General features: G+C 67.8%; 17 protein-coding genes. 8 read left to right on the forward strand and 9 right to left on the reverse strand.

Going from position 1 to position 19,293, the window contains the following annotated elements; genetic code table 11:
* Together VGC47_15130 and VGC47_15135 are read left to right on the forward strand one after the other, a co-directional pair.
* Window positions 1-294: hypothetical protein (locus tag VGC47_15130; protein HEX9856643.1), on the forward strand; the 294-nt coding region annotated here is incomplete at its 5' end.
* A gap of 145 nt (window positions 295-439) precedes the next feature.
* Window positions 440-1,057, forward strand: coding sequence for an LON peptidase substrate-binding domain-containing protein (locus VGC47_15135; protein ID HEX9856644.1), 618 nt, complete (start codon window positions 440-442; stop codon window positions 1,055-1,057).
* 1 nt (window position 1,058) lies between these two features.
* On the opposite strand, the gene VGC47_15140 is transcribed toward VGC47_15135, so the two are convergent.
* Entirely contained in the window at window positions 1,059-3,578 is a 2,520-nt protein-coding gene (locus VGC47_15140; protein ID HEX9856645.1) for a transglycosylase domain-containing protein, read from the reverse strand.
* 104 nt (window positions 3,579-3,682) lie between these two features.
* Here VGC47_15140 and VGC47_15145 point away from each other — a divergent pair, with 104 nt between their 5' ends.
* The gene (locus tag VGC47_15145; GenBank protein HEX9856646.1) at window positions 3,683-5,242 is read left to right on the forward strand and encodes a methylmalonyl-CoA mutase family protein; all 1,560 of its coding nucleotides are present in this window, start codon (window positions 3,683-3,685) and stop codon (window positions 5,240-5,242) included.
* Window positions 5,239-6,621, forward strand: coding sequence for an FAD-dependent oxidoreductase (locus tag VGC47_15150; GenBank protein HEX9856647.1), 1,383 nt, complete (start codon window positions 5,239-5,241; stop codon window positions 6,619-6,621). Before VGC47_15145 ends, VGC47_15150 begins: the two co-directional genes overlap by 4 nt.
* Here the strand turns inward: VGC47_15150 and VGC47_15155 are convergent.
* The 3 genes from VGC47_15155 to VGC47_15165 are packed head-to-tail and all read right to left on the reverse strand — an operon-like array spanning window position 6,602 to window position 10,264.
* Window positions 6,602-6,910 carry a PqqD family protein gene (locus VGC47_15155; protein ID HEX9856648.1) on the reverse strand — a complete coding sequence of 103 codons (309 nt, stop codon included), beginning with the start codon at window positions 6,908-6,910 and terminating at the stop codon, window positions 6,602-6,604. The genes VGC47_15150 and VGC47_15155 overlap by 20 nt on opposite strands.
* 20 nt (window positions 6,911-6,930) lie before the next feature.
* Window positions 6,931-8,682 (reverse strand): acetyl-CoA carboxylase biotin carboxylase subunit, encoded by a 1,752-nt coding sequence (locus VGC47_15160; GenBank protein ID HEX9856649.1) that lies wholly within the window; start codon window positions 8,680-8,682, stop codon window positions 6,931-6,933.
* Window positions 8,683-8,713: 31 nt separating this feature from the next.
* Window positions 8,714-10,264: an acyl-CoA carboxylase subunit beta gene (locus tag VGC47_15165; GenBank protein ID HEX9856650.1), complete on the reverse strand. Its 1,551-nt coding sequence runs from the start codon at window positions 10,262-10,264 to the stop codon at window positions 8,714-8,716.
* A 117-nt stretch (window positions 10,265-10,381) separates the two neighbouring features.
* Here VGC47_15165 and VGC47_15170 point away from each other — a divergent pair, with 117 nt between their 5' ends.
* Entirely contained in the window at window positions 10,382-11,098 is a 717-nt protein-coding gene (locus VGC47_15170; protein HEX9856651.1) for a biotin--[acetyl-CoA-carboxylase] ligase, read from the forward strand.
* Between the two features lie 18 nt (window positions 11,099-11,116).
* A complete protein-coding gene (locus VGC47_15175; GenBank protein ID HEX9856652.1) occupies window positions 11,117-11,764 on the forward strand; it encodes a dienelactone hydrolase family protein in 648 nt (215 codons plus the stop codon).
* Here the strand turns inward: VGC47_15175 and VGC47_15180 are convergent.
* Window positions 11,761-12,822, reverse strand: coding sequence for a hypothetical protein (locus VGC47_15180; GenBank protein HEX9856653.1), 1,062 nt, complete (start codon window positions 12,820-12,822; stop codon window positions 11,761-11,763). The genes VGC47_15175 and VGC47_15180 overlap by 4 nt on opposite strands.
* Before the next feature lie 100 nt (window positions 12,823-12,922).
* On the opposite strand from VGC47_15180, the gene VGC47_15185 reads away from it, so the two are divergent.
* Window positions 12,923-13,576: a hypothetical protein gene (locus VGC47_15185; protein ID HEX9856654.1), complete on the forward strand. Its 654-nt coding sequence runs from the start codon at window positions 12,923-12,925 to the stop codon at window positions 13,574-13,576.
* On the opposite strand, the gene VGC47_15190 is transcribed toward VGC47_15185, so the two are convergent.
* The gene (locus tag VGC47_15190) at window positions 13,542-15,311 is read right to left on the reverse strand and encodes an SLC13 family permease (protein ID HEX9856655.1); all 1,770 of its coding nucleotides are present in this window, start codon (window positions 15,309-15,311) and stop codon (window positions 13,542-13,544) included. The genes VGC47_15185 and VGC47_15190 overlap by 35 nt on opposite strands.
* 208 nt (window positions 15,312-15,519) lie before the next feature.
* On the opposite strand from VGC47_15190, the gene VGC47_15195 reads away from it, so the two are divergent.
* Entirely contained in the window at window positions 15,520-15,762 is a 243-nt protein-coding gene (locus tag VGC47_15195) for a PqqD family protein (GenBank protein ID HEX9856656.1), read from the forward strand.
* A 15-nt stretch (window positions 15,763-15,777) separates the two neighbouring features.
* Here VGC47_15195 and VGC47_15200 read toward each other — a convergent pair whose 3' ends face one another.
* The 3 genes from VGC47_15200 to VGC47_15210 all read right to left on the reverse strand — a co-directional run.
* Complete coding sequence (locus VGC47_15200) at window positions 15,778-17,586, reverse strand: AAA family ATPase (GenBank protein HEX9856657.1); 1,809 nt, start codon at window positions 17,584-17,586, stop codon at window positions 15,778-15,780.
* 70 nt (window positions 17,587-17,656) lie between these two features.
* The gene (locus tag VGC47_15205; GenBank protein ID HEX9856658.1) at window positions 17,657-18,598 is read right to left on the reverse strand and encodes a sulfotransferase; all 942 of its coding nucleotides are present in this window, start codon (window positions 18,596-18,598) and stop codon (window positions 17,657-17,659) included.
* Window positions 18,595-19,293: phosphotransferase (locus tag VGC47_15210; protein HEX9856659.1), on the reverse strand; the 699-nt coding region annotated here is incomplete at its 5' end. The genes VGC47_15205 and VGC47_15210, both read right to left, overlap by 4 nt.

Here is a 19,293-nt window from a genome sequence, read left to right on the forward strand (position 1 = left end):
CTCCCGCTCGTGGGAAGCGCCATGCTCCGAGACAGACTCTCCGTGTACCAAGTGAGCACAGACACCATTCAAATGGACTTCGGTTCGGGCACCACCAGCGGCAACACGATCATGTTGACCTTCCAGAGTGAGATCGACCCACATGACATGGATGTGAAGATCGACTCCCCCCCGTTCGTAGCGCTGCGCGAGCCCGGACCATGGCGGGACCAGCCCGTCCTCGACCTGCTGCAAGCGCTCGCGAAGTACGTCAGGGAGAACGTCTTCGCCGCTCTCCAACCACTCCTCAACTAGTTCTCGTATCGGCCTGTCAAGCCCTCCGAGTCTACCTTCTACAGTCATGGGATACTTCTCAAAAATCGACGAATCCGCTCGTGGGGCGGGGATTCCGGACGCGTCACGTTGCCGTGCCCGGCCCCGCCTCCCATACTCGCGAGGGATGGACGAGGTGACCCGCATGTTCCCGCTCGGGAGTGTCCTGTTCCCGCACGCCGTTCTTCCGCTTCAGGTGTTCGAGCATCGGTACCTGACGATGGTCGACGAGGCGCTGCGCGCCGACGGCAGGTTCGGCGTCGTCCTCATCGAACGCGGGGCCGAGGTCGGGGGAGGCGACACCCGCTTCGACGTCGGCACGTTCGCCAAGATCGTCAGGGCGGGTCGGCTGACCGAGAACCGGCTCATGATCGTGGCGGTGGGCACTCAGCGGTTTCGCGTCGTCGAATGGCTCGAGGACAGACCGTATCCGAGAGCAGTCACGGAGCCCATCGAGGAGATGGAGGCCGACACGGACGTGCTCGCCGAAGCGCTCGAAAGGACCGCCAGGACGTGGCGCAGGGTGATGGCGATGGCGATCGAGCTCGGAGCCGAGATCCCATCGATCGATCTCGAGCTCCCGGACGCGCAGAGTGCCGCAGTGTGGACGCTGAGCGCAACGGCGCCCATCGAGCAGCTCGATCGGCAGCGACTCCTCGAGATCGACGACCCGATCGAGAGGCTCGACGCCCTCGAGGCCGCCTTGCACGGCAAGCTCGACGAGATGGAAGCCAGGCTCGGCTGAATCAGAGAAACGAGTTCTCCGCCGTCGGCGGGGCGCCGACGACCACGACTATCTCGACACCGAAGTCGATGGCCTCGCCGGCCGCAGGCCGCGTACGCAGGACACGGCCCCACTCCCGCCGATCGTCGGTCTCCGTCTCGCGGATCACCCACGTGGCTTCGGCGCCGGTCGCTTCGTTGAACTCCTCGAGCGCTGCGTCCACCTTGTCGACCCGGAGGCCCGTCAGGTCGATCATGGTCACCAGCTCGCCGGTCGACACCCTGATCGAGACCGTCTTGCCCTGTTCGAGCGTCGTGCCGGGAGGAGGGCTCACGCCCAGGATCGTCCCCTCCGGCTCGAGCGATGGCACGTCGACGACCGCTGCGAAGAGGCCCGCCGCGAAGATGGCCTGCCTCGCCTGCTCGAGCGACAAGCCGGAGATGTCCGGTACCTCGGTCAACGGCACCTGCCGGTACACGTCGGTACCCGACGGCTCCTCCGGGAAGTCCTCGATCTCGAGCTCGGCAGTCACATGATCCATGAAGACCTTCCAGATCGGTGCGGCCACCGTGCCACCGGTTGCCCTCCCGATCGTCTGGCCGTCGCTCTCCGGCGGATACACCTTGAAGTTCTCCATGGCTATCTGGGCGTCGGGGTGTCCCACCCACACGGCGGTGGTGTACTGCGGGATGAAGCCCATGAACCACACGTCCCGGAAGTTCTGGGCGGTTCCGGTCTTGCCCGCTTGCGGGCGGGGGGTGGCGAGGCGGGCGCGCGTCGCCGTGCCCTGGGAGACCACCTTCTCGAGTGCCGCCACCTCTGCGGCTGCGAGGGCCTCGTTGAGCACCCGCTCCCGAACGGTCTCGTGCTGGTAGATGACGTTGCCCTCGCGATCCTCGACCCGCTCGACGAGGTAGCTCTCGACCCTCTCGCCGAAGTTGGCGAGTGTCGAATATGCGGCTGCCATCTCGAGCGGGCTCACGCTCTGCGAGCCGAGCACGATCGACGGCACCGGGTTGAGCGGGGACTCGATGCCCATCCGGTGCGCCATCTCGGCGATCTTCTCCGGGCCGACTGCCAGCGCGACCTGCGCGAACACCGTGTTCGTCGACGAGATCGTCGCCTCCTCCAGCGTTTGCACCCCCGACGAGTTGGGGCTGAAGTTGCGAACCGTCCACGTGTTCCCTTGCGAGCTGCAGACGTACGGGCACTCGAGCTCGATCGGGCTCTGCTTCGACCAGTGGGTGCCGAGCGTGATCGCCCACCCGCTCTCGGCTCCGCTCTCGAGGGCGGCCGCCAGCGCGAAGGGCTTGAAGGCGGACCCTGCCTGTCGGCGGCCCTTTGTCGCCAGGTCGTAGGGGCGCTGGCCGGATGCGACATCTTCGCCGAACTCGAGGCCGCTCGCCATGACCTTCACCGCACCGCTGCGATTGTCGACCATGGCGATGGCGCTGGTCGGCCCGGTCGGGTCGCGGAACCAAGACCGCAGCAGCTCGTTGGCGTAGATCTGCAGCTCGTAGTTGACCGTGACGGTCACCTTGAGGCCGCCGCCACCCTGACAGGTCGTGTCCTCCGCCCGGCACCCGAAGAGGGCCCGCCGCCTGTCGAGGTACGTCGCACCGAGGCCGTACTTCGGGTCGCGCAACAACTCCTCACGCGCCGCGATGACCACCTGGGGAGCCAGCTCTTCGAAGTCGCGGTGCTGGATCACCTCGAGCGGCTCGCGCCTGGCAGCCTCGGCCTCGGCCGGGGTGATGAACTCGTTGTCCTCCATCTCGGTGATGACCGAGTTGCGTGCCCTGACGACGGCGAGCGGGTTGTCCCTGAGGTCGTAGAGGGACGGGTTGCGGATCGGCGTCACCATGGCCGCCGCCTCGGCGATGGTCAGCTCGTCGAGGTCCTTGCCGTAGTACTCGAGGGCGGCCGCCTTCACCCCGTAGGCGTTCTCACCGTAGAACACCGAGTTCATGTAGAACTCGAGGATCTCGTCCTTCGAATAGCGACGCTCCATCTCGGCGGCGATGACGGCCTCGCACAGCTTCCGCTCGATCGTCTGCTCGGTCGACAGGAAGTTCTGCTTGACGACCTGCTGGGTGATGGTCGATCCACCTTGGAGGCCGGCGCTGTTACCCCGGGCGTTCTCGAGGGCGGCCCTGAAGATGGCCCGGAAGTCGACGCCCTCGTGGTCGTAGAAATCCGAGTCTTCGGCGGCGAGGACGGTGTCCCGGACCATCGGCGGCACGTCCTCGAGGGCTACCGGCTGGCTGTTGCGGAGAGTGAGCTGGCCGAGGAGGACGTCGTCGGACGTGTAGATCTCGGAGAGCTGGCCGATCTCGGGGAACTCGAGGCTGAAGTCGTCGGCATCGCAGATGTACCGGTCCTCCAGACCGAGGACGGTGCCGAACGCCGCGTCCGCCTCCAGGAACCCGAAGAGCCCGAGGAGGGCTGCGCCGAGCAGGGTCGTGACGACGATCAGCGCCAGCGAGGAGATCCGCTTGCCGCGCCGCTCGCGTCGCTCAGCCAGGTGAATACTCGGGTCCATGGGCCTCGGATCGAGAAGCGTCGAGATACGTGAAAAGGTTCCCGATCGGTAACATCGCGGGAACCGCTTCGATGTTAGGGCGTCGCCGAAATTGAGTTGTGGAAATGCCTGACTTTGGGGAGCGCGCCGAGATCTACGGTCCAGAAGCCCTCGACGGGTGGGATCCCGCCACCCAACTCGGCGCGCCCGGCGAGTTCCCGTTCACCAGAGGACCGTACCGGACGATGTATCTGGGTCGGCAGTGGACGATGAGACAGTACGCCGGTTTCGGGACGGCGGACGCCACGAATCGGCGCTTCAGGGCGCTCCTCGAAGCCGGCCAGACAGGGCTGTCCGTCGCCTTCGATCTCCCGACGCAGATGGGGCTCGACTCGGACGACCCGCTCGCCGCCGGCGAGGTCGGGAAGGTCGGGGTCGCCATCGACTCGATCGATGACGTGCGTCGGCTCTTCGCCGGCATCCCGCTGGCGGACGTGACCACCTCGATGACGATCAACGCCACCGCCGCCATCCTGTTGCTGCTGTACCAGCTCGTCGCAGAGGAGCAGGGAGTCGAGCCGGCGGCCATCAGAGGCACCGTGCAGAACGACATCCTCAAGGAGTACATCGCACGGGGAACCTACATCTACCCGGTCGAGCCCTCGATGCGCATCGTCACGGACACGTTCGCCTATTGCGCGGCCGAGCTACCCAACTGGAACACGATCTCGATCTCGGGCTACCACATTCGCGAGGCCGGGTCGACCGCCGCCCAGGAGATCGCGTTCACCATCGCCAACGGGCTGGCGTACGTCCGGGCGGCCAAGTCGGCGGGCCTCGACGTCGACGTGTTCGGCCCCCGTCTCTCGTTCTTCTGGAACGCACACAACGACCTGTTCGAGGAGGTCGCCAAGTACCGGGCGGCGCGTCGCCTGTGGGCCCGCCTCGTGCGCGACCGCATGGGGGCCGTCAACCCGGACTCGATGCGGATGAGATTCCACACCCAGACCGCCGGGTCGAGCCTGACTGCGCAACAGCCGAACAACAACGTGGTTCGTACGGCGGTGCAGGCTCTGGCTGCCACTCTGGGCGGCACCCAGTCGCTCCACACGAACGCCTTCGACGAGGCGCTCGGCCTCCCCACCGAGGAGTCGGCGCTGTTGGCGTTGCGTACCCAGCAGATCCTGGCGTACGAGTCGGGGGTCGCATCCGTCGTCGATCCGCTGGCAGGCTCGTACTTCGTCGAGTCGCTCACCGACCGGCTGGAGGCCGACGCCGTGGCGATGGTCGACGCCATCGAAGAGCTCGGCGGGGCGATCGCCGCCATCGAGAATGGATACCAGCAGCGCCTCATAGAGGAGTCGGCGTACGAGGCGGCCAAGAGGATCGAGGAGGGATCATCGATCGTTGTCGGCGTCAATGCCTTCCGATCGGACGATCCTCGGGTGCCGCTGTCCACCGCCGACCCCGCCCTGGAACGAGACCAGGTCGCCCGGGTCGTCGCCTCGAGGGCACGAAGGGACGGGGACGAGGTCGAGAAGTCCCTGGAGCTCGTCGGCGAGGCGGCCCGCAGCGACGAGAACCTGCTTCCCGTGATGAAGCGGGCCCTCCGGGCGGGCGCCACGGTCGGCGAGGTGTCCGCAGCGTTGCGGGACGTGTTCGGCCGCTACCGTCCCTCGCGATGAGCGGCCGCTCCGCCCACGACTACGTCACCCGGCTCCTCGTGGTCGGGGGAGGCCCTGCGGGTCATGCCGCCGCCACCGAAGCCGCCGCCCTCGGCGCCCACGTGACACTGGTCGAAGACCAGATCCTCGGCGGCGCCGCCCATCTGTGGGACTGCATCCCATCGAAGGCGATGGTCGCTTCGATGAGCCGTCTCACCGCGATACGACGGGCCACCCAGCTCGGTATCACGGACAATCTCGCCCCAGCCGCCATCGACATGGTCGGTCTCGCCGAGCACGTCGCATCGATCACGAACACCCTGGCCCGAGGCTTTTCGGACATGCTCGAGCTCCAAGACGTCGTCGTGCATCGCGGCCGGGGGCGTTTCACCGGCCAGCACACCGCGGCGGTCGCCGACGCGGAGGGAGGGGTCACCGCCCTCTCGTTCGACCACGCCCTCATATCGACCGGGTCGCGTCCCTTCGTCCCGTCTTGGGCTCCCGTCGACGGGGAGCGCGTGGTCACGACCCGCGAGGCGTATTCCTTCGACACCATGCCCGAACACATAGTGATCGTCGGGTCCGGCGTCACCGGAGTCGAGATGGTGCACATCTTCGCCAGCCTCGGGTCCCGGGTCACACTGCTCGTGTCGCGGCACCACCTGCTGCCATACCGGGACGCCGAGGTCGCCGCGGTGCTCGAAGAGGACTTCCTCGCCAGGGGCGTGACCCTTCTCAAGGGCTCCCGGGCCAATTCGATCGTCCGAGAGGGCGACGTCGTCAGGGTGTCCACGGAGGACGGCCGCACCGTCGAGGGCAGCCACTGCCTGCTGGCGGTCGGTTCCCTGCCGAACACCGAGGATCTCGGGCTCGGCGTGGCGGGCGTCGAGGTGGACGGCGGCTACGTGAAGGTCGACGAGAACCAGAGAACGTCGGTGCCGCACATCTTCGCGGCCGGCGACGTCACCGGCCAGATGCCGCTCTCGTCGGTCGCGCAGATGCAGGGCACCAAGGTCGCCAGGCTGGTGCTCGGGCAGGTCGTCAAGCCGCTCGACTACGGCAAGATCGCTCAGGCCGTGTTCACCGACCCCGAGATCGCCTCCGTCGGGCTCGAGGAGGTCGACGCCGCCGCCGAGGGTCGCAAGGTACGCATCACGAAAGTCCCCTTCGCCGCCAATCCGAAGGCGCTGATGACCGCCAACACGGTCGGTTTCGCCAAGGTGATCTCCGACCCGGCGACCCACATCGTCCTCGGCGGAACGGTGGTCGGCAAGAACGCCTCGGAGTTGATCGCTCCGCTCGCTCTGGCGGTCACCGCCCGGGTGCGGGTCGACGTGCTGTTCGAGACCCTCATGGTCCACCCGTCGCTGTCCGAGGTGATCAGCGAGGCGGCGGAGTGACCGCCTGAGGCTCAGCCCCCTCGGCGTCGACGAGCAGGCCTGCGGCGACGAATCGCTCTGCGATCTTGGCGACGTCGTCGACGACGGCATCGAGCAGCTGCCCGTACTCGGTTGCGATCTCCGCCGCGATCTCCTCGACGGTCATGTCTCCGTTGGCGAGATCCCATACCGCGGTCGCCGTCGGGTTGAGGTTGAAGTAGGTGTCCGTGGCCGGGTTGTACAGCAGAATCTCGTCGTCGACGCGCTCCTGCAGCACGCCCCGGGCGTGCGGCCCTATCTGCTTGCTCACGGGGCGCAGCGTAGACGGGGTCAGCGGACGATCATGATCACGGCGCCGGAGGCGACGGTGTCGCCGGGCTGGACGCGCAACTCGACGATCTCGCCGTCGATCGGTGACTTGATCTCGTTCTCCATCTTCATCGCCTCGAGGACGCACACCGGGTCGCCGGCGGATACCGCGGTACCCGCCGGATGATGGATCTTGACGATCGTCCCTTGCATCGGCGCCGTGATGATCCCGGCGTTCCCGGCCGGCACCGCCTGGCGCTCCAGCTTGGGGGCCCGCCGGCGCGGTGCGGCCCTCGTGCCGCCTGCGGTTGCCGGGGCCATGACGGGCGCCCAGAACTTGACGACGAAGCGCTTGCCTCCGACCTCGACGGTCATGGTGCGCTCCTCGTGCTCCTCCTCCTCTGGGAGAGTCGGGGCGGTGTGCCTGCCGAGCTGCGAGAAGTCGACGCGGTCCTCCGCGAACTTCGTGTAGTGCTCTCCCGCGAGGAAGCCGTCCGTCGCCAGGAGGAGCAGGTGGGCGGGGATCGTCGTCTCGATCCCGGTGATGACGAACGACTGGAGCGCCTGACGGCCGCGAGCGAGTGCCTCGTCGCGGTCGCGGCCCCAGACGACGAGCTTTGCGATGAGGTTGTCGTAGTACTGGCTGATCGCCGAGCCCGCCTTGGCGCCGCTGTCGACCCGGATGCCGAAGCCCGCCGGCTCCCGGTACTCGACGATCGTCCCCGGGTTGGGCATGAAGTTGCGGCTCGGGTCCTCGGCGTTGATGCGAAATTCGATGGCGTGGCCGTTCGCCTGCGGCGCCGAGTCGAACGAGAGCGGCTCTCCTGCTGCGATCCGCAGCTGCTCCTTGACGAGGTCGATCCCCGTCACCATCTCGGTGATGGTGTGCTCGACCTGAATGCGGGTGTTCATCTCCAGGAAGTAGAACGATCCGTCCTCGTCTACCAGGAACTCAACGGTTCCGGCGTTCTCGTACCCGGCGGCGACCGCCATGGCGAGGGCGGCTTCGCCGATGGCCTTGCGCTGGTCGTCGCTCAGCCCGACAGCCGGCGTCTCCTCGATCAGCTTCTGGTGACGACGCTGGATCGAGCAGTCCCGCTCGCCGAGGAAGGACGAGTTGCCGTGCTTGTCGACCATGATCTGGGCCTCTATGTGGCGCGGCCGCTCGAGGTAGCGCTCGACGTACACCTCCGGTGAGGCGAACCAGGCGTCCGCTTCCCGCTTGGCGCTCTCGTATGCTCCGCCGAGCTCGTCCTCGGTGTGCACGACCTTGAGCCCCTTGCCTCCGCCTCCGTGTGCCGCCTTGATGGCGACCGGGAACCCGTGCTCGAAAGCGAAGGCTCGCACCTCATCGAGCGTCGCCAGAGGCTCGAGGGTCCCCGGCACACAGGCCACCCCCGCCTCGGTCGCGGCAACACGCGATGCGATCTTGTCGCCCATCGTGGCGATGGCGCCGGGCGGCGGCCCGACCCACACGAGCCCGGCGTCGATGACGGCTTGGGCGAAATCGGCGTTCTCGGCAAGGAACCCGTAGCCGGGATGGATGGCGGCCGCCTTGGCGTCGCGAGCCACTGAGAGGATCTTCTCGATGCTGAGGTAGGACTGGGCGGCCGGCGCCGGACCGATGTTCCATGCCTCGTCTGCCAGCTCGACGTGGAGGGCGTTGCGGTCCAACTCCGAGTAGACGGCGATCGTCCGCAGCCCGAGCTCGCGGGCGGCCCGGATCACCCGAATGGCGATCTCGCCGCGGTTGGCGATCAGTACCGAGTCCACGACGGCATCCTAAGAGGGACTGCGACCCCGCTCACAGCGGGATGTTGCCGTGCTTCTTCGGCGGCATGACCTCCCGCTTCGTCCGAAGCACGTCGAGGGTCCTAATCAGCCTCGGGCGCGTCTCGCGCGGCTCGATGATCTCGTCGACGAGGCCCCGCTCCGCCGCCAGGTACGGGTTGTTGAACCGCTCCTCGTACTCGGAGATGAGTTGCGAGCGTCTCTCGTCGGGGTCGGGCGCCTCGGCGATCGCCCTGCGGTGGATGACGTTCACGGCCCCTTGGGCGCCCATGACGGCGATCTCGGCCGTCGGCCACGCAAACACGGCGTCCGCCCGCAGGGAACGGGAGTTCATGACGACGTAGGCGCCGCCGTACGCCTTGCGGGTGATCACGGTCACCTTGGGGACGGTCGCTTCGGCGTAGGCGTACAGCAGCTTCGCCCCGTGCCTGATGATGCCGTTGTGCTCCTGCTCGACGCCGGGGAGGAATCCGGGGACGTCGACGAAGCTGATCACCGGGATGTTGAAGGCGTCGCAGAACCGGATGAAGCGCGCCGCCTTCACGGATGCGTTGATGTCGAGAGTGCCCGCCAGCACCGACGGCTGGTTGCCGACGATCCCGACCGTGTATCCGTCGAGCCTGGCGAAACCGACGACGATGTTCCCGGCGAAGTGCTCGTGCACCTGGTAGAACTCGCCGTCGTCGACGACCATCTCGACGAGATCGACCATGTCGTACGGCTGGCTCGGGTTGTCCGGGATGACCGAGGTGAGGTTCTCGTCCATACGGTCCGGGCGGTCCATCGGAGTGAAGTACGGGGGCACCTCCATGTTGTTGCGCGGCAGGAACGACAGCAGATAGCGGACCTCGTCGAGGGCGTCCCGGCCGGTGGGGGACACGAAATGGGTCACTCCCGAGTTCGAAGCGTGGGCCTGGGCGCCGCCGAGCTCCTCGAACGTCACCTCCTCGCCCGTGACCGCTTTGATGACGTCCGGTCCCGTGATGAAGAGGTGCGACGTCTGGTCGACCTGGTACACGAAGTCTGTGATGGCGGGCGAGTACACCGCCCCGCCGGCGCACGGGCCCATGATGATCGAGATCTGCGGGATCACCCCCGACGCACGCACGTTGCGCTCGAAGATTCTCCCGTATCCGTCGAGGGCGACCACTCCCTCTTGGATGCGGGCGCCTCCGGAGTCCTTGAGCCCGATGAGCGGAGACCCGGTCTCGAGGGCCATGTCCATGACCTTGATGATCTTGTCGGCGACGACCTCGCCGAGGCTCCCCCCGAAGGCAGTGAAATCCTCTGCGAACACGAGCACGTTGCGGCCGTCGACCGAGCCCCAGCCCGTTACGACGGCGTCCCCGAGCGGCCTGCGATTCTCGATCCCGAAGCCTGTGGCTTGGTGCCGCACGAAGAGGTCGAGCTCCTGGAAGGACCCCTTGTCGAGCAGAAGCTCGATCCGTTCCCTGGCAGTCAGCTTCCCGAGGTCGTGCTGGCGCTCGACGGCACGCTGGTTGGACGGTGCGAGTGCCTCGTTGCGCAGCTTGCGGAGATGCTCGATCTTCTCGTCGGTGCTCACTGCGCTTCTCCCATGTGACGGCTGCGCCGGGCTGCCGGCGGCGCAGGGCACGATTGGCCGCTGCGCAGCACCCTTCTAACCTTCCGTCCCACCTCTTACGACTCCGGTGGTTCCGAGATGGCTACACCTTACGTCACCGTCCACCTCACGGACGTGACGTCGACGCAGGATGCTGCCCTCGCCGAGGTGAGGAAACGGGACGGCTCGACGCCGGTGCTCGTGACGGCCGACCGCCAGTCGGCCGGGCGCGGCAGGTCCGGCAGGCCGTGGGAGCAGGCGACGGTCGCGGTCTTCGCTTCGCTGGCGTGGCTGCCCGGATGGACGGCTGAAGACGCAGCCGTCCTCCCGCTCGTGGCGGGCCTCGCCGTCAGGAGCTCGGTGGAGCTCATCACGGAACGGACCGTGACGCTGAAGTGGCCGAATGACGTGCTCATCGGAGCGGCCAAGGTGGCAGGGGTGCTCGTCGAGAGACACGACGACGTGATCGTCGCCGGCTGCGGAGTGAACCTGTGGTGGGACAACCCGGTCGCAGGCGGCGGGTCGGTACTCGACGACCGGCCCGCTCCCGGAACGGCGGCGACGGTCGCCGACGAGTGGGCCGCCGGCCTGCTCGATCGCATCGGCAGGGGCCCTTCCGGCTGGGGCCGGGGCGAGTATCTCGAGCATTGCTCGACCGTCGGCATGGACGTGACTTGGGAGCCGTCGGGCCGCGGCACCGCAGTCGGGATCGACGAGCGGGGAGGCCTCGTCGTCATGTCGGACGGCCTCCGGACGGTGCTGCGAGCCGGGGAGGTCGGTCTCGTGCGCCCCGCTAGATTCGCGCCCGATGTCTGATGAAGGAACCGCCCGGGCATGAGCGTGCTGAAGGGCGAGGGCAAGGTCGTGATCCTGTTCGGGACGAGCAGCATCGCGGCGCGCACGAAGATCCACCGCGGCTACATCGCCCGGCCGGATCTCGGGAGGGAGTGGCCGACCGTGCTGCTCATCCCCGACGGGCTGCTCGTCACGTCTTCCGTCAGGGACATCTCCCGCAGGTTGGCGCGCCAGGGACTCGCCGTCGTCGCACCCGAGCTGGGGGAGAGGTCCGCCGCCGACCTGGATGACATCGTCGAGTTCGTGTCAAATCCGGCAGGCTCCTGGTCGAGCGCCGGACGGGGGTACGGCCTGCTCGCCTTGGGCTCGGGAGCCGAGCTGGCGGTTGCTGCCGCCGCCAAGCGCGGCGTGCTCGCCCTGGCTCTCGCCTATCCCGCCGAGGATGGCCTCACCGGCATCTCGGCGGTGACGGCTCCCGTCCTCGGCTTGCTGCCGAGGGGCGAGGAGGGCTCGATCGGCTCCGTGCGATCCGCCGCCCCTCATGCCGAGCTCGTCGTCTACGACGGGGTCTCCCGTGGATTCCTCGACGACTCGGGCGACGCCTTCGACCAGCCTGCGTTCTCCGACGCCCTCGAGCGCATCAGCGTCTTCTTCGAGAAGCACCTGGCTGTGACGCTCCGGGCCTAGTCGTCCTCGGGCGGGCCCTTGGACGGAGGCGGCCCGATGCCGCGCTCGGCTTGGCGCCTCCGCTCCTGGACCTTGGCCCGCACGTCCTTCGTGCTCCTACGTGCCCGCCACGACTCGGCGAGCTCGCTGTTGCGAACCGACGTGATGGTGCGCTTGAAGATGCTCGGACGCCTCACCCTGGGGCGGGCCGCCTTCTCCGAGATCGACCTGCCGACCTGGGAGTGCTTCACCCGCTGGGAGAGAGTCGGCCCGCGCACACCGCGCGAGCCGAACAGGCCGCCGATCCCGGCCGCCACCCGCGTGAGCGGCCCGGGTCCGCCGTGCGACGGTCGCATGTAGCCGATCAGGAGGAACAAGCCGAGGAGCAGGAGCCCGCCGAGCAGCCCGATGCCGAGCCATGTTCCGAGGCTCCGTCCACCCGAGCCGCCGTCCCCGGGCAACGCAGCGAGCGATGTCGTCGTCGACGGCCCGGCCGTTGTCGGCGCCGCCGGCGTGGTGGTCGTCTCCGGCAGCGTGGTGGTGGTGGTGGTGGTCGTCGTGGTCGACGATGTCGTGGTGGTGGTCGAGGACGTGGTCGTTTCCAGCAGCGTGGTGGTGGTGGTGGTGGTCGTCGTCGTAGGAGGCTGCGTGGTGGTGGTGGTGGTGGTCGTCGTCGACGATGTCGTCGTCGGAGGCTGAGTCGTCGGCACCACCGTCACGGAGATCGTGCAGGTGAACGTCCCCGAATCGGATCGCTCCGTGACGGTGACCGAACCACCCGCCGACGCGCCGGCCGGAGCCCCGATCGTCAATTGCGCCGACCACGGTCCGGGACCTCCGCGGTTGTCCGCCAGGCTGGACGTGATGTCGCCGGAAGCCTCCTCCGTCAGGGCTGCCTCACTCGTCGAGTCGAGCGACAGGGTTCTCACCTCTGACTCTCCCGCGTCGACGGAGACCGACCCGGGACACGACGTGAACTCGGCGGCGGCGGGGGCCACCCGCAGGAGCACTGCCGAAACGACCGCGAAGAGCAGTGTCAGCGCCACCAGAAGTGCCGTTCCGGTTCGTCGGATGTGCATAGCCTGCTTTGGGTCCCCTTGCGGCGCTCAGACTACATCCGCGCCGCAGCCGCGGAGCGACAACGATCCCGGGCCGGTTGCGGGCAGTATTCTGCTGGTGGTGGGTGAGAGCGACGGGAGTCGGCAGCTGTGGCCTGGGGGCGCTGCACGTGAGGCGTTCGTGTTCACCGCCGTTGCTGCGGTCTGCCTCGACATCCTCCTCATCCTCTCAGGCGATGGCACGGTGGGGGTGGGTACCTCGTTCACCGTGTGGTCGGTCCTCAAGTCGCTCGTCATGGTCGCCGCCCTCCTGTGGCTCTTCTCGGAGACGAGAGAGGGCGCCCTGATCGCGCTGGCTGCGCTGGCGCTCGTCGTGGCGGCCGAGGACGTCCTCAACCTCACGAGCGAGCTCGGGACGTGGCTCTTCGATGCATTAGGGGAGAGCGCGGCTCGCCGGGGGGCCGACACCCAATTCGCGGGCAGGGCGCTGATCGCGACGCTCGTCGGAGGGCCGACCGTCCTGCTCGTGCTTCGATGCCGCCAGTCGCTGCGCAAGGCCTGCGTGGCGCTCGCCGGGTCGTTCGCCGTCCTCTTCGTCGTCGCGGTCGGCGTCGACTCCGTCTTCGACATCGCCAGCCAGAACCTCGACGAAGCGTTCGAGGACCCGATCACGTCGTTGCAGATGGCCTTCACGGTCGCCCTGGTCGTCGAGTCGCGGCGGAGGCTGAACGTGGTGCGGCTCACACGCCCCAGAACAACGGCACGCCGACAGTGAGTGCCACCAGGACCACCGCTGTCAGCGGGGCTCCCAACCTGGAGTAGTCGCCGTACCGGTAGCCGCCGGGCCCGTACACCATCACGTTCGTCTGGTAGCCGATGGGCGTCAGGAACGAAGCCGAGGCGGCGATGGCGATGGCGATGGCGAATCCGCGCGGGTCGGAACCGAGCGAAGCTGCTGCCGCCACCGAGATCGGGAACACGATCGACGCCGCCGCCACGTTCGAGATCACCTCGGTGAGCATGACCGTGGCGATGACGATCCCGACGAGAGTGCCGACCGACCCGAACGTGTCGAGCCCCGAGACGAGCAGTGAGGCGAGCTCCTCGGCGAGGCCGGAGGACGTGATGGCGCTCGACAGCCCGATCCCGCCTGCGATGAGGAGAACGACGTCGAGGTCGATGGAGCGCCTCGCCTCGCCCGGGGTCACGATCCGCAACACCATGACGGCCAACGCTCCGAGCAGCCCGGCGTTGAGGATCGGCATCACGCCGGTCGCCGCCAAGGCGACCACGCCCAAGAGCACGCCGACCGCCCACCAGCCGCGCTTGTCGGTGACCGGGAGCGGCCCGCTCAGCGGCGAGACGAGCAGGAAGTCGTGGCCGTCCCGCCAGCGGTCACGGAATCCGGGGTCCGCCAGAACGACGAGGGTGTCGCCGACGCGCAACGGCACCTCGCCGAGCTTGGCGTCGATCCGCTGACCGGCTCTGTGGATTGCGACGACGGCCGCCGAGTAGCGGCTGCGGAACTTCGCTTCCTTCAGCGTCGACCCGACGAGGTTCGACGAGGCGCCGACGACGGCCTCGAAGAAGTTCGATCGCGCCAGGTTGAACCCGACGAACTGGTCGCGCTCCCCGGAAGCCAGCCCGGGCATCGAGTGGAGGTCGATCACGTCGTCAGCCTTCCCGGCGAAGCGGAGCGTGTCACCGGCACGGAGCCGCATCGTCGGGGCAACGGCTGAGTTCACCTCGCCGTCGCGTTCCACCTGGACGAGGAACACCCCGGCGAGGTGACGCAGCCCTCCATCCTCGACGGTCACACCGTCGAGCGGGCCTCCCTGTTCGACGTCCATGTCGATCACGAACTCGCGGGCGAACTCGGTCAGTTCCCGGCGCGTGCCGATGCGGTCGGGAAGCACACGAGGCGCCAGCAACACGACGACGAGCAGCCCGAGGGCTGCGATCGGCAGCGCCAGCTTCGTCATCTCGAAGAAACCGATGGGCTCGAGCCCTGCGGCGTCCATGAGTCCCGAGACGACCAGGTTCGTCGACGTGCCGATGACGGTGACCGTCCCGCCGAGGATCGCCGCGAAGGAGATCGGCATGAGGAAGCGCGACGGGCTCTTGCCGCGTCTCGCCGCCCAGGCGCTCATCTCCGGCACGAGCACGGCGACGATCGGCGTGTTGTTGAGAACGGAGGACGCCGCTGCAACCGGAGGGAGCAGGGTGGCGAGCGTCCTGCGATCCGAGGCGGACGCATTCAGGGACCGGGCGATGAGCGGTGTGAGCACGCCGGTGCGCGACACCGCGCCGGCGACGATGTACAGGACGGCGATCGTCAGAGGCGCCGCGTTCGAGAATCCGGCGAACGCCTCGTCGCTCGTCACGACGCCGGTGAGCAGCAGGATCACGGTCGCCCCGAGCACCGCAGCCGCCGGAGGCACGAAGTCCTTCGCCATCGCGACGATCGACAAGAGGACGACGACGAGTGTCAGCCAGGCTTCCCAGCCCATGATTTCCTCACCGTCCTCGATCTCGCCTCAGGAGGTCGTTACCCCAGGTCAGGCCGCCTTGGGAGGCCTTCATGCGCCCGTCGAGCCCCGCCAATCCGGAATTGGTGTGGAAATTCGGTGCGCGCCGAGGCTATTTTGCCGTTCAGAAGGGAAGTCTATGACCTCATCGCCGAGTTCGGTGCCTCGGTACAGGCTGCGATCGAGGGACATGGCGTGGCACGACCTCGATGGTCGGATCGTTGTGTTCGACGACAGCATGCACGCGTACATGACACTCAACGACTCAGGCGCGACGTTGTGGCGGCGCCTCGCACCAGGAGCGACGTACACGGATCTCATCGAGGCGTTGCTCAGCGAGTACACCGTCGACCCCGGCACGGCCGCAGCCGACCTCGACAAGTTCCTCGAGGACCTGTCGGAGCACGGCTTGGTCGAGACGTCGTTCGGCTGACGGTCGGCAGCAAGCTCACGTAGGCAGCTCGGCGGCACCGCCGAGCACGTCGCGCATCGATCCCTCGGTCCTGGTCATCTCGGGACGCAGCGGGGCGAGGTTGTAGATGTACCCGATCGTCGGGGTGCCGACGAGGTCGAGCCGATCCTGGAGCTCTTCGAGGAGCGTGGCGCTCGACTCGTGAGGCACGACGATCAGCACCTTGTCGACGAGGCCGAGCAGAGTGCTGGCGTACGCCATGTGGAGCACCGGGGGCGAGTCGACGATCACGAGGTCGTAGTAGTCCTGGACCTGCTCGAAGAACTCGCGGGTTGCACCGAGTCGGAAGAACTCGGGTGCCGTCGTCTGTCGCCACCCCCTCGCCAACAGGTGGAGCCCCGTCGATCCCGAACCCTCGATCTGGACGACCGCTTCGTGGAGCGGCATCCCGACCTCGACGACCTCCGTGAGGCCCGCTGCCGGTCGCTCGTCGGGGAGCAGCAACATCGTGGTGGCCTGGTTGCCGAAGTCGGCGTCGATGAGGAGCACCCGCTTGCCTTCCTTGGCGGCCGCCAGGGCGGTGTTCGTTGCGACGACCGATTTGCCGTCCGCCAGCCCCGCCGACGTCACGGCCACCACCTTGCCGGCAGTGATCAGGCCGCCGGTCGTGATGGGGCGGCTGAAGTCGAGACCGGCCGCCGCGAAACGAAACGCCTCTGCCGAAGCCGAGCGGGGATCGGTGCGCACCGGAAGAGCGGAGCGGATCCCCTCCTGGAGGAAGTTCGGCACCGCCGCGATGAGAGGCGCTGCCAAGACCAGCTCCGGCTGGGTGCGGTCGGTGATGGTGCGACGTCGCAGCGCCAGCAGGTATGCGAACCCTGAGCCCACGAGCATGCCGAGGAAGACGCCCACGATGAGGAGTCGTTGCAGGTTCGACTGAACCGGCGCCGCTTCGAGCGCCTCCGTCTTTATCGACCCGGCTCCGGCCGACCGGGCGCTGCTGATGACGATCTCTTGCCGGTCGCGCTCGAGGGTGTCGATCTGGTCCTCCAGCCTGGTGTGCGACTCCACGAGCTGCTGCACCTGCTGTGACTCGCTGAGAGCCGCGATCACCGCCCTCATGGCATCGACCTGATCCCGCACCTGGAGCACCCGGACGTTGAGCGCCGCCCGCGTCTCCTCTGACACCGTGGCGTCGAGCTGATCGTTGAGGCTCACCAGCTCTTCGATGAGGTCGTCGAGTTGACGCCCCAGCTCGATGCGTCCCTCCGAGCGCTCCGTCGTGAGGGCGTCGATCTGCTCCTGGGTATCGGCGCCCTCCACTCGCTTCTCCTCGATGAGCTGGTCGATTATCTGGAGAGAGGTCTCCGTGTTGCGCTGCAGCTCGCTGCGGACCAAGTCCTCGTAGGCGGCGATGATCGAGTTGGCTCCGATGATCGCCCAGTCGCCCCCCGACGCCCTGAACCGCACGGCGATCACCGAGCTGTCCTGCACCTGGTTGATCGTCGCCTGCTCCGTGATGCCCGAAGCGTCGTACGGGAACTCCTCGTCGAGGCCCGTCGCCAGCAGTTGGGCTCGCTGGGCGACCTCGCCCGACTTGAGGAGCTCGGTCTGGTCGCGGACGTACTGCTGTTGTACCTGCGTGGAGACGCTCGGTCCCGCGATCGTCGAGCTCGGATCCTGCACCTGGATGGACGCCAGGGCGACGAACTCGTCCGTGCTCGTCGCGCCGGCGTACCACCAGGCGGCCGAGGCGGAGACGAGGGTGATGAACAGGACCAGCCATCTGTAACGCCAGATGGCGCGCAACAGTGTCGGTTCGAGTGTCGTGAGGTCGTCGTTCATGGCATCGGGCCCGGGGGAAGGGTAGCCGAAGGGCCTTGGTATCCGACGGCGCGGACTTCGCCCCGCTCTCTCATGCGACGGCATCCGCGGTGAGGCGCAACGGGTACCCGTACGGACGCATGAACGGAGCGGCAACGGCTGTGACCAGCCTCCGGTCGGCCGGGCGCATCTCGTGGCGCCATGCCTCGTCGGCGCGCAATGTCACGTCGCCCGTCGTGAAGCGGCTGGGGTTGCCCGACACGGTGTGGTTGGGGTGGAGCCGTACTGTTCGTCCCTCCGTGAAAGGCAGCACGGCATCCGGCTCACCGATCCGGTCGAGGAGCATGCGAATCGCCGCCTCCGGCTCTGCCATCAATGACTCGTAGGTGAGCATCGTGTAGTTGGGGTGGCGCTTGAACGTTGCCCGGGTTGCGGCGTTCCACATGACCCAGTAAGCCGCCGTCTCGACAGGCGCCGTGCGAGTCATCTCGCGCTCGTCCGTCGTGTCGAGCTGGCGTTTCGGTCTGCTCTGGCTGAGGGCGACCGCTCGCGGATCCCTCACCAGGTGGACGACATGGAGGTCGATCGACGGGACGAGGGACAGCAGGAACGTGTGGGCCGGCACCTTCGACGAGTCGACGATCACGCGGGCGCCCGTCGTCTCGGCGATCGCCGAGTAGAGCGAGTCGAGAAAAGGGACCAATGGTGCGAGCCGGCCGCGGTACCAGCCTCGGGCCGGCGGAAGCACGGCAGCGGGCGTATAGCGGGTCCTGACGCGTTCCATCAGGCCGGCGACATGCGCCGCATCGACCGCCTCGATCCCGCCGAAGGCCGCCTCGAACACGCGCGGCCACAGTTCGCATTCGTAGACGGTCTTGCCGCAGCCGCAGAGCCTCCGATCGATCAGGGATCGTTGCCACAGGAAACGCAGCTCTCCGACCGACACGAAGCCTTCGATCTCCCCGAGCACGTTGTCGAGGACCGTGCTGCCGCTCCGCCCTGCACCCGTGATGGCGACGACCTTGACGCTCACGGCTTTTCTCCGGAGAGGGCGCCGAGCATTCCGCGCTCGAGGTCGCTCAGTCCCCGACCGGCTGCCAGATGGTCGGCGACCCGGCCTCTGATCCTCGCCAGCCAGTAGTCGCGGGCCTCACCGGCCTCGATGTGCCGGCCCGTCACCGGACGGCCGAGGGCGCTCGCCGACGCCAGGTAGAGCACCATGTCGGAGCCCGGCGGCGCCCACCCTGCCTCCTCCCAGTCGATGAGCACGAGCGTCCCATCCCCGAAGCGGCGCAGGTTCCACGGTGTGAAGTCGCCGTGGGCCGGCTCCCAATGGGCCGGGGTGTCAGGCGGCCTGGCGAGGGGCGAGAGGGCCATCGCCAGCTCGTCGAGGATCGCCCCGTCGGGGGCGCCCCGCTGCATGCGATGCATCCGAGGCGGCAGCGGCGTGGTGACCAGATACGACCATTCGTCGGCCGCCCTCCCGGTGACGAGCAGCTCGGGTACCGAGAAGGAACGGGGCCGGTGCGCCTCGAGCAGCTCCAGGGCGGCGACTTCCGCGGCGATTCGGCCGTCCTGGCTCCGTAGCGCCTTGAGGAATCCGACGGGCTCGTCGGCGCGGATGATCAACAAGAGGAGTCCGGGGCGTCCCTCCCTGCGCTCGTACACGACGTGGCCGTCGAACGAGCCGACGGCGTCCGACACCGCTGAGAGCATCTGCTCGAGCGC

Source organism: Acidimicrobiia bacterium, from assembly GCA_036396535.1.
Lineage (GTDB): Bacteria > Actinomycetota > Acidimicrobiia > Spongiisociales > UBA5794 > DASWKR01.

Coding starts and splice junctions, on each gene's coding strand:
- VGC47_15190 (HEX9856655.1), bottom strand. CDS start 15,311: ATGGGCTGGGAAGCCTGGCTGACACTCGTCGTCGTCCTCTTGTCGATC.
- VGC47_15175 (HEX9856652.1), top strand. CDS start 11,117: ATGAGCGTGCTGAAGGGCGAGGGCAAGGTCGTGATCCTGTTCGGGACG.
- VGC47_15170 (HEX9856651.1), top strand. CDS start 10,382: ATGGCTACACCTTACGTCACCGTCCACCTCACGGACGTGACGTCGACG.
- VGC47_15135 (HEX9856644.1), top strand. CDS start 440: ATGGACGAGGTGACCCGCATGTTCCCGCTCGGGAGTGTCCTGTTCCCG.
- VGC47_15150 (HEX9856647.1), top strand. CDS start 5,239: ATGAGCGGCCGCTCCGCCCACGACTACGTCACCCGGCTCCTCGTGGTC.
- VGC47_15195 (HEX9856656.1), top strand. CDS start 15,520: ATGGCGTGGCACGACCTCGATGGTCGGATCGTTGTGTTCGACGACAGC.
- VGC47_15145 (HEX9856646.1), top strand. CDS start 3,683: ATGCCTGACTTTGGGGAGCGCGCCGAGATCTACGGTCCAGAAGCCCTC.
- VGC47_15200 (HEX9856657.1), bottom strand. CDS start 17,586: ATGAACGACGACCTCACGACACTCGAACCGACACTGTTGCGCGCCATC.
- VGC47_15180 (HEX9856653.1), bottom strand. CDS start 12,822: ATGCACATCCGACGAACCGGAACGGCACTTCTGGTGGCGCTGACACTG.
- VGC47_15140 (HEX9856645.1), bottom strand. CDS start 3,578: ATGGACCCGAGTATTCACCTGGCTGAGCGACGCGAGCGGCGCGGCAAG.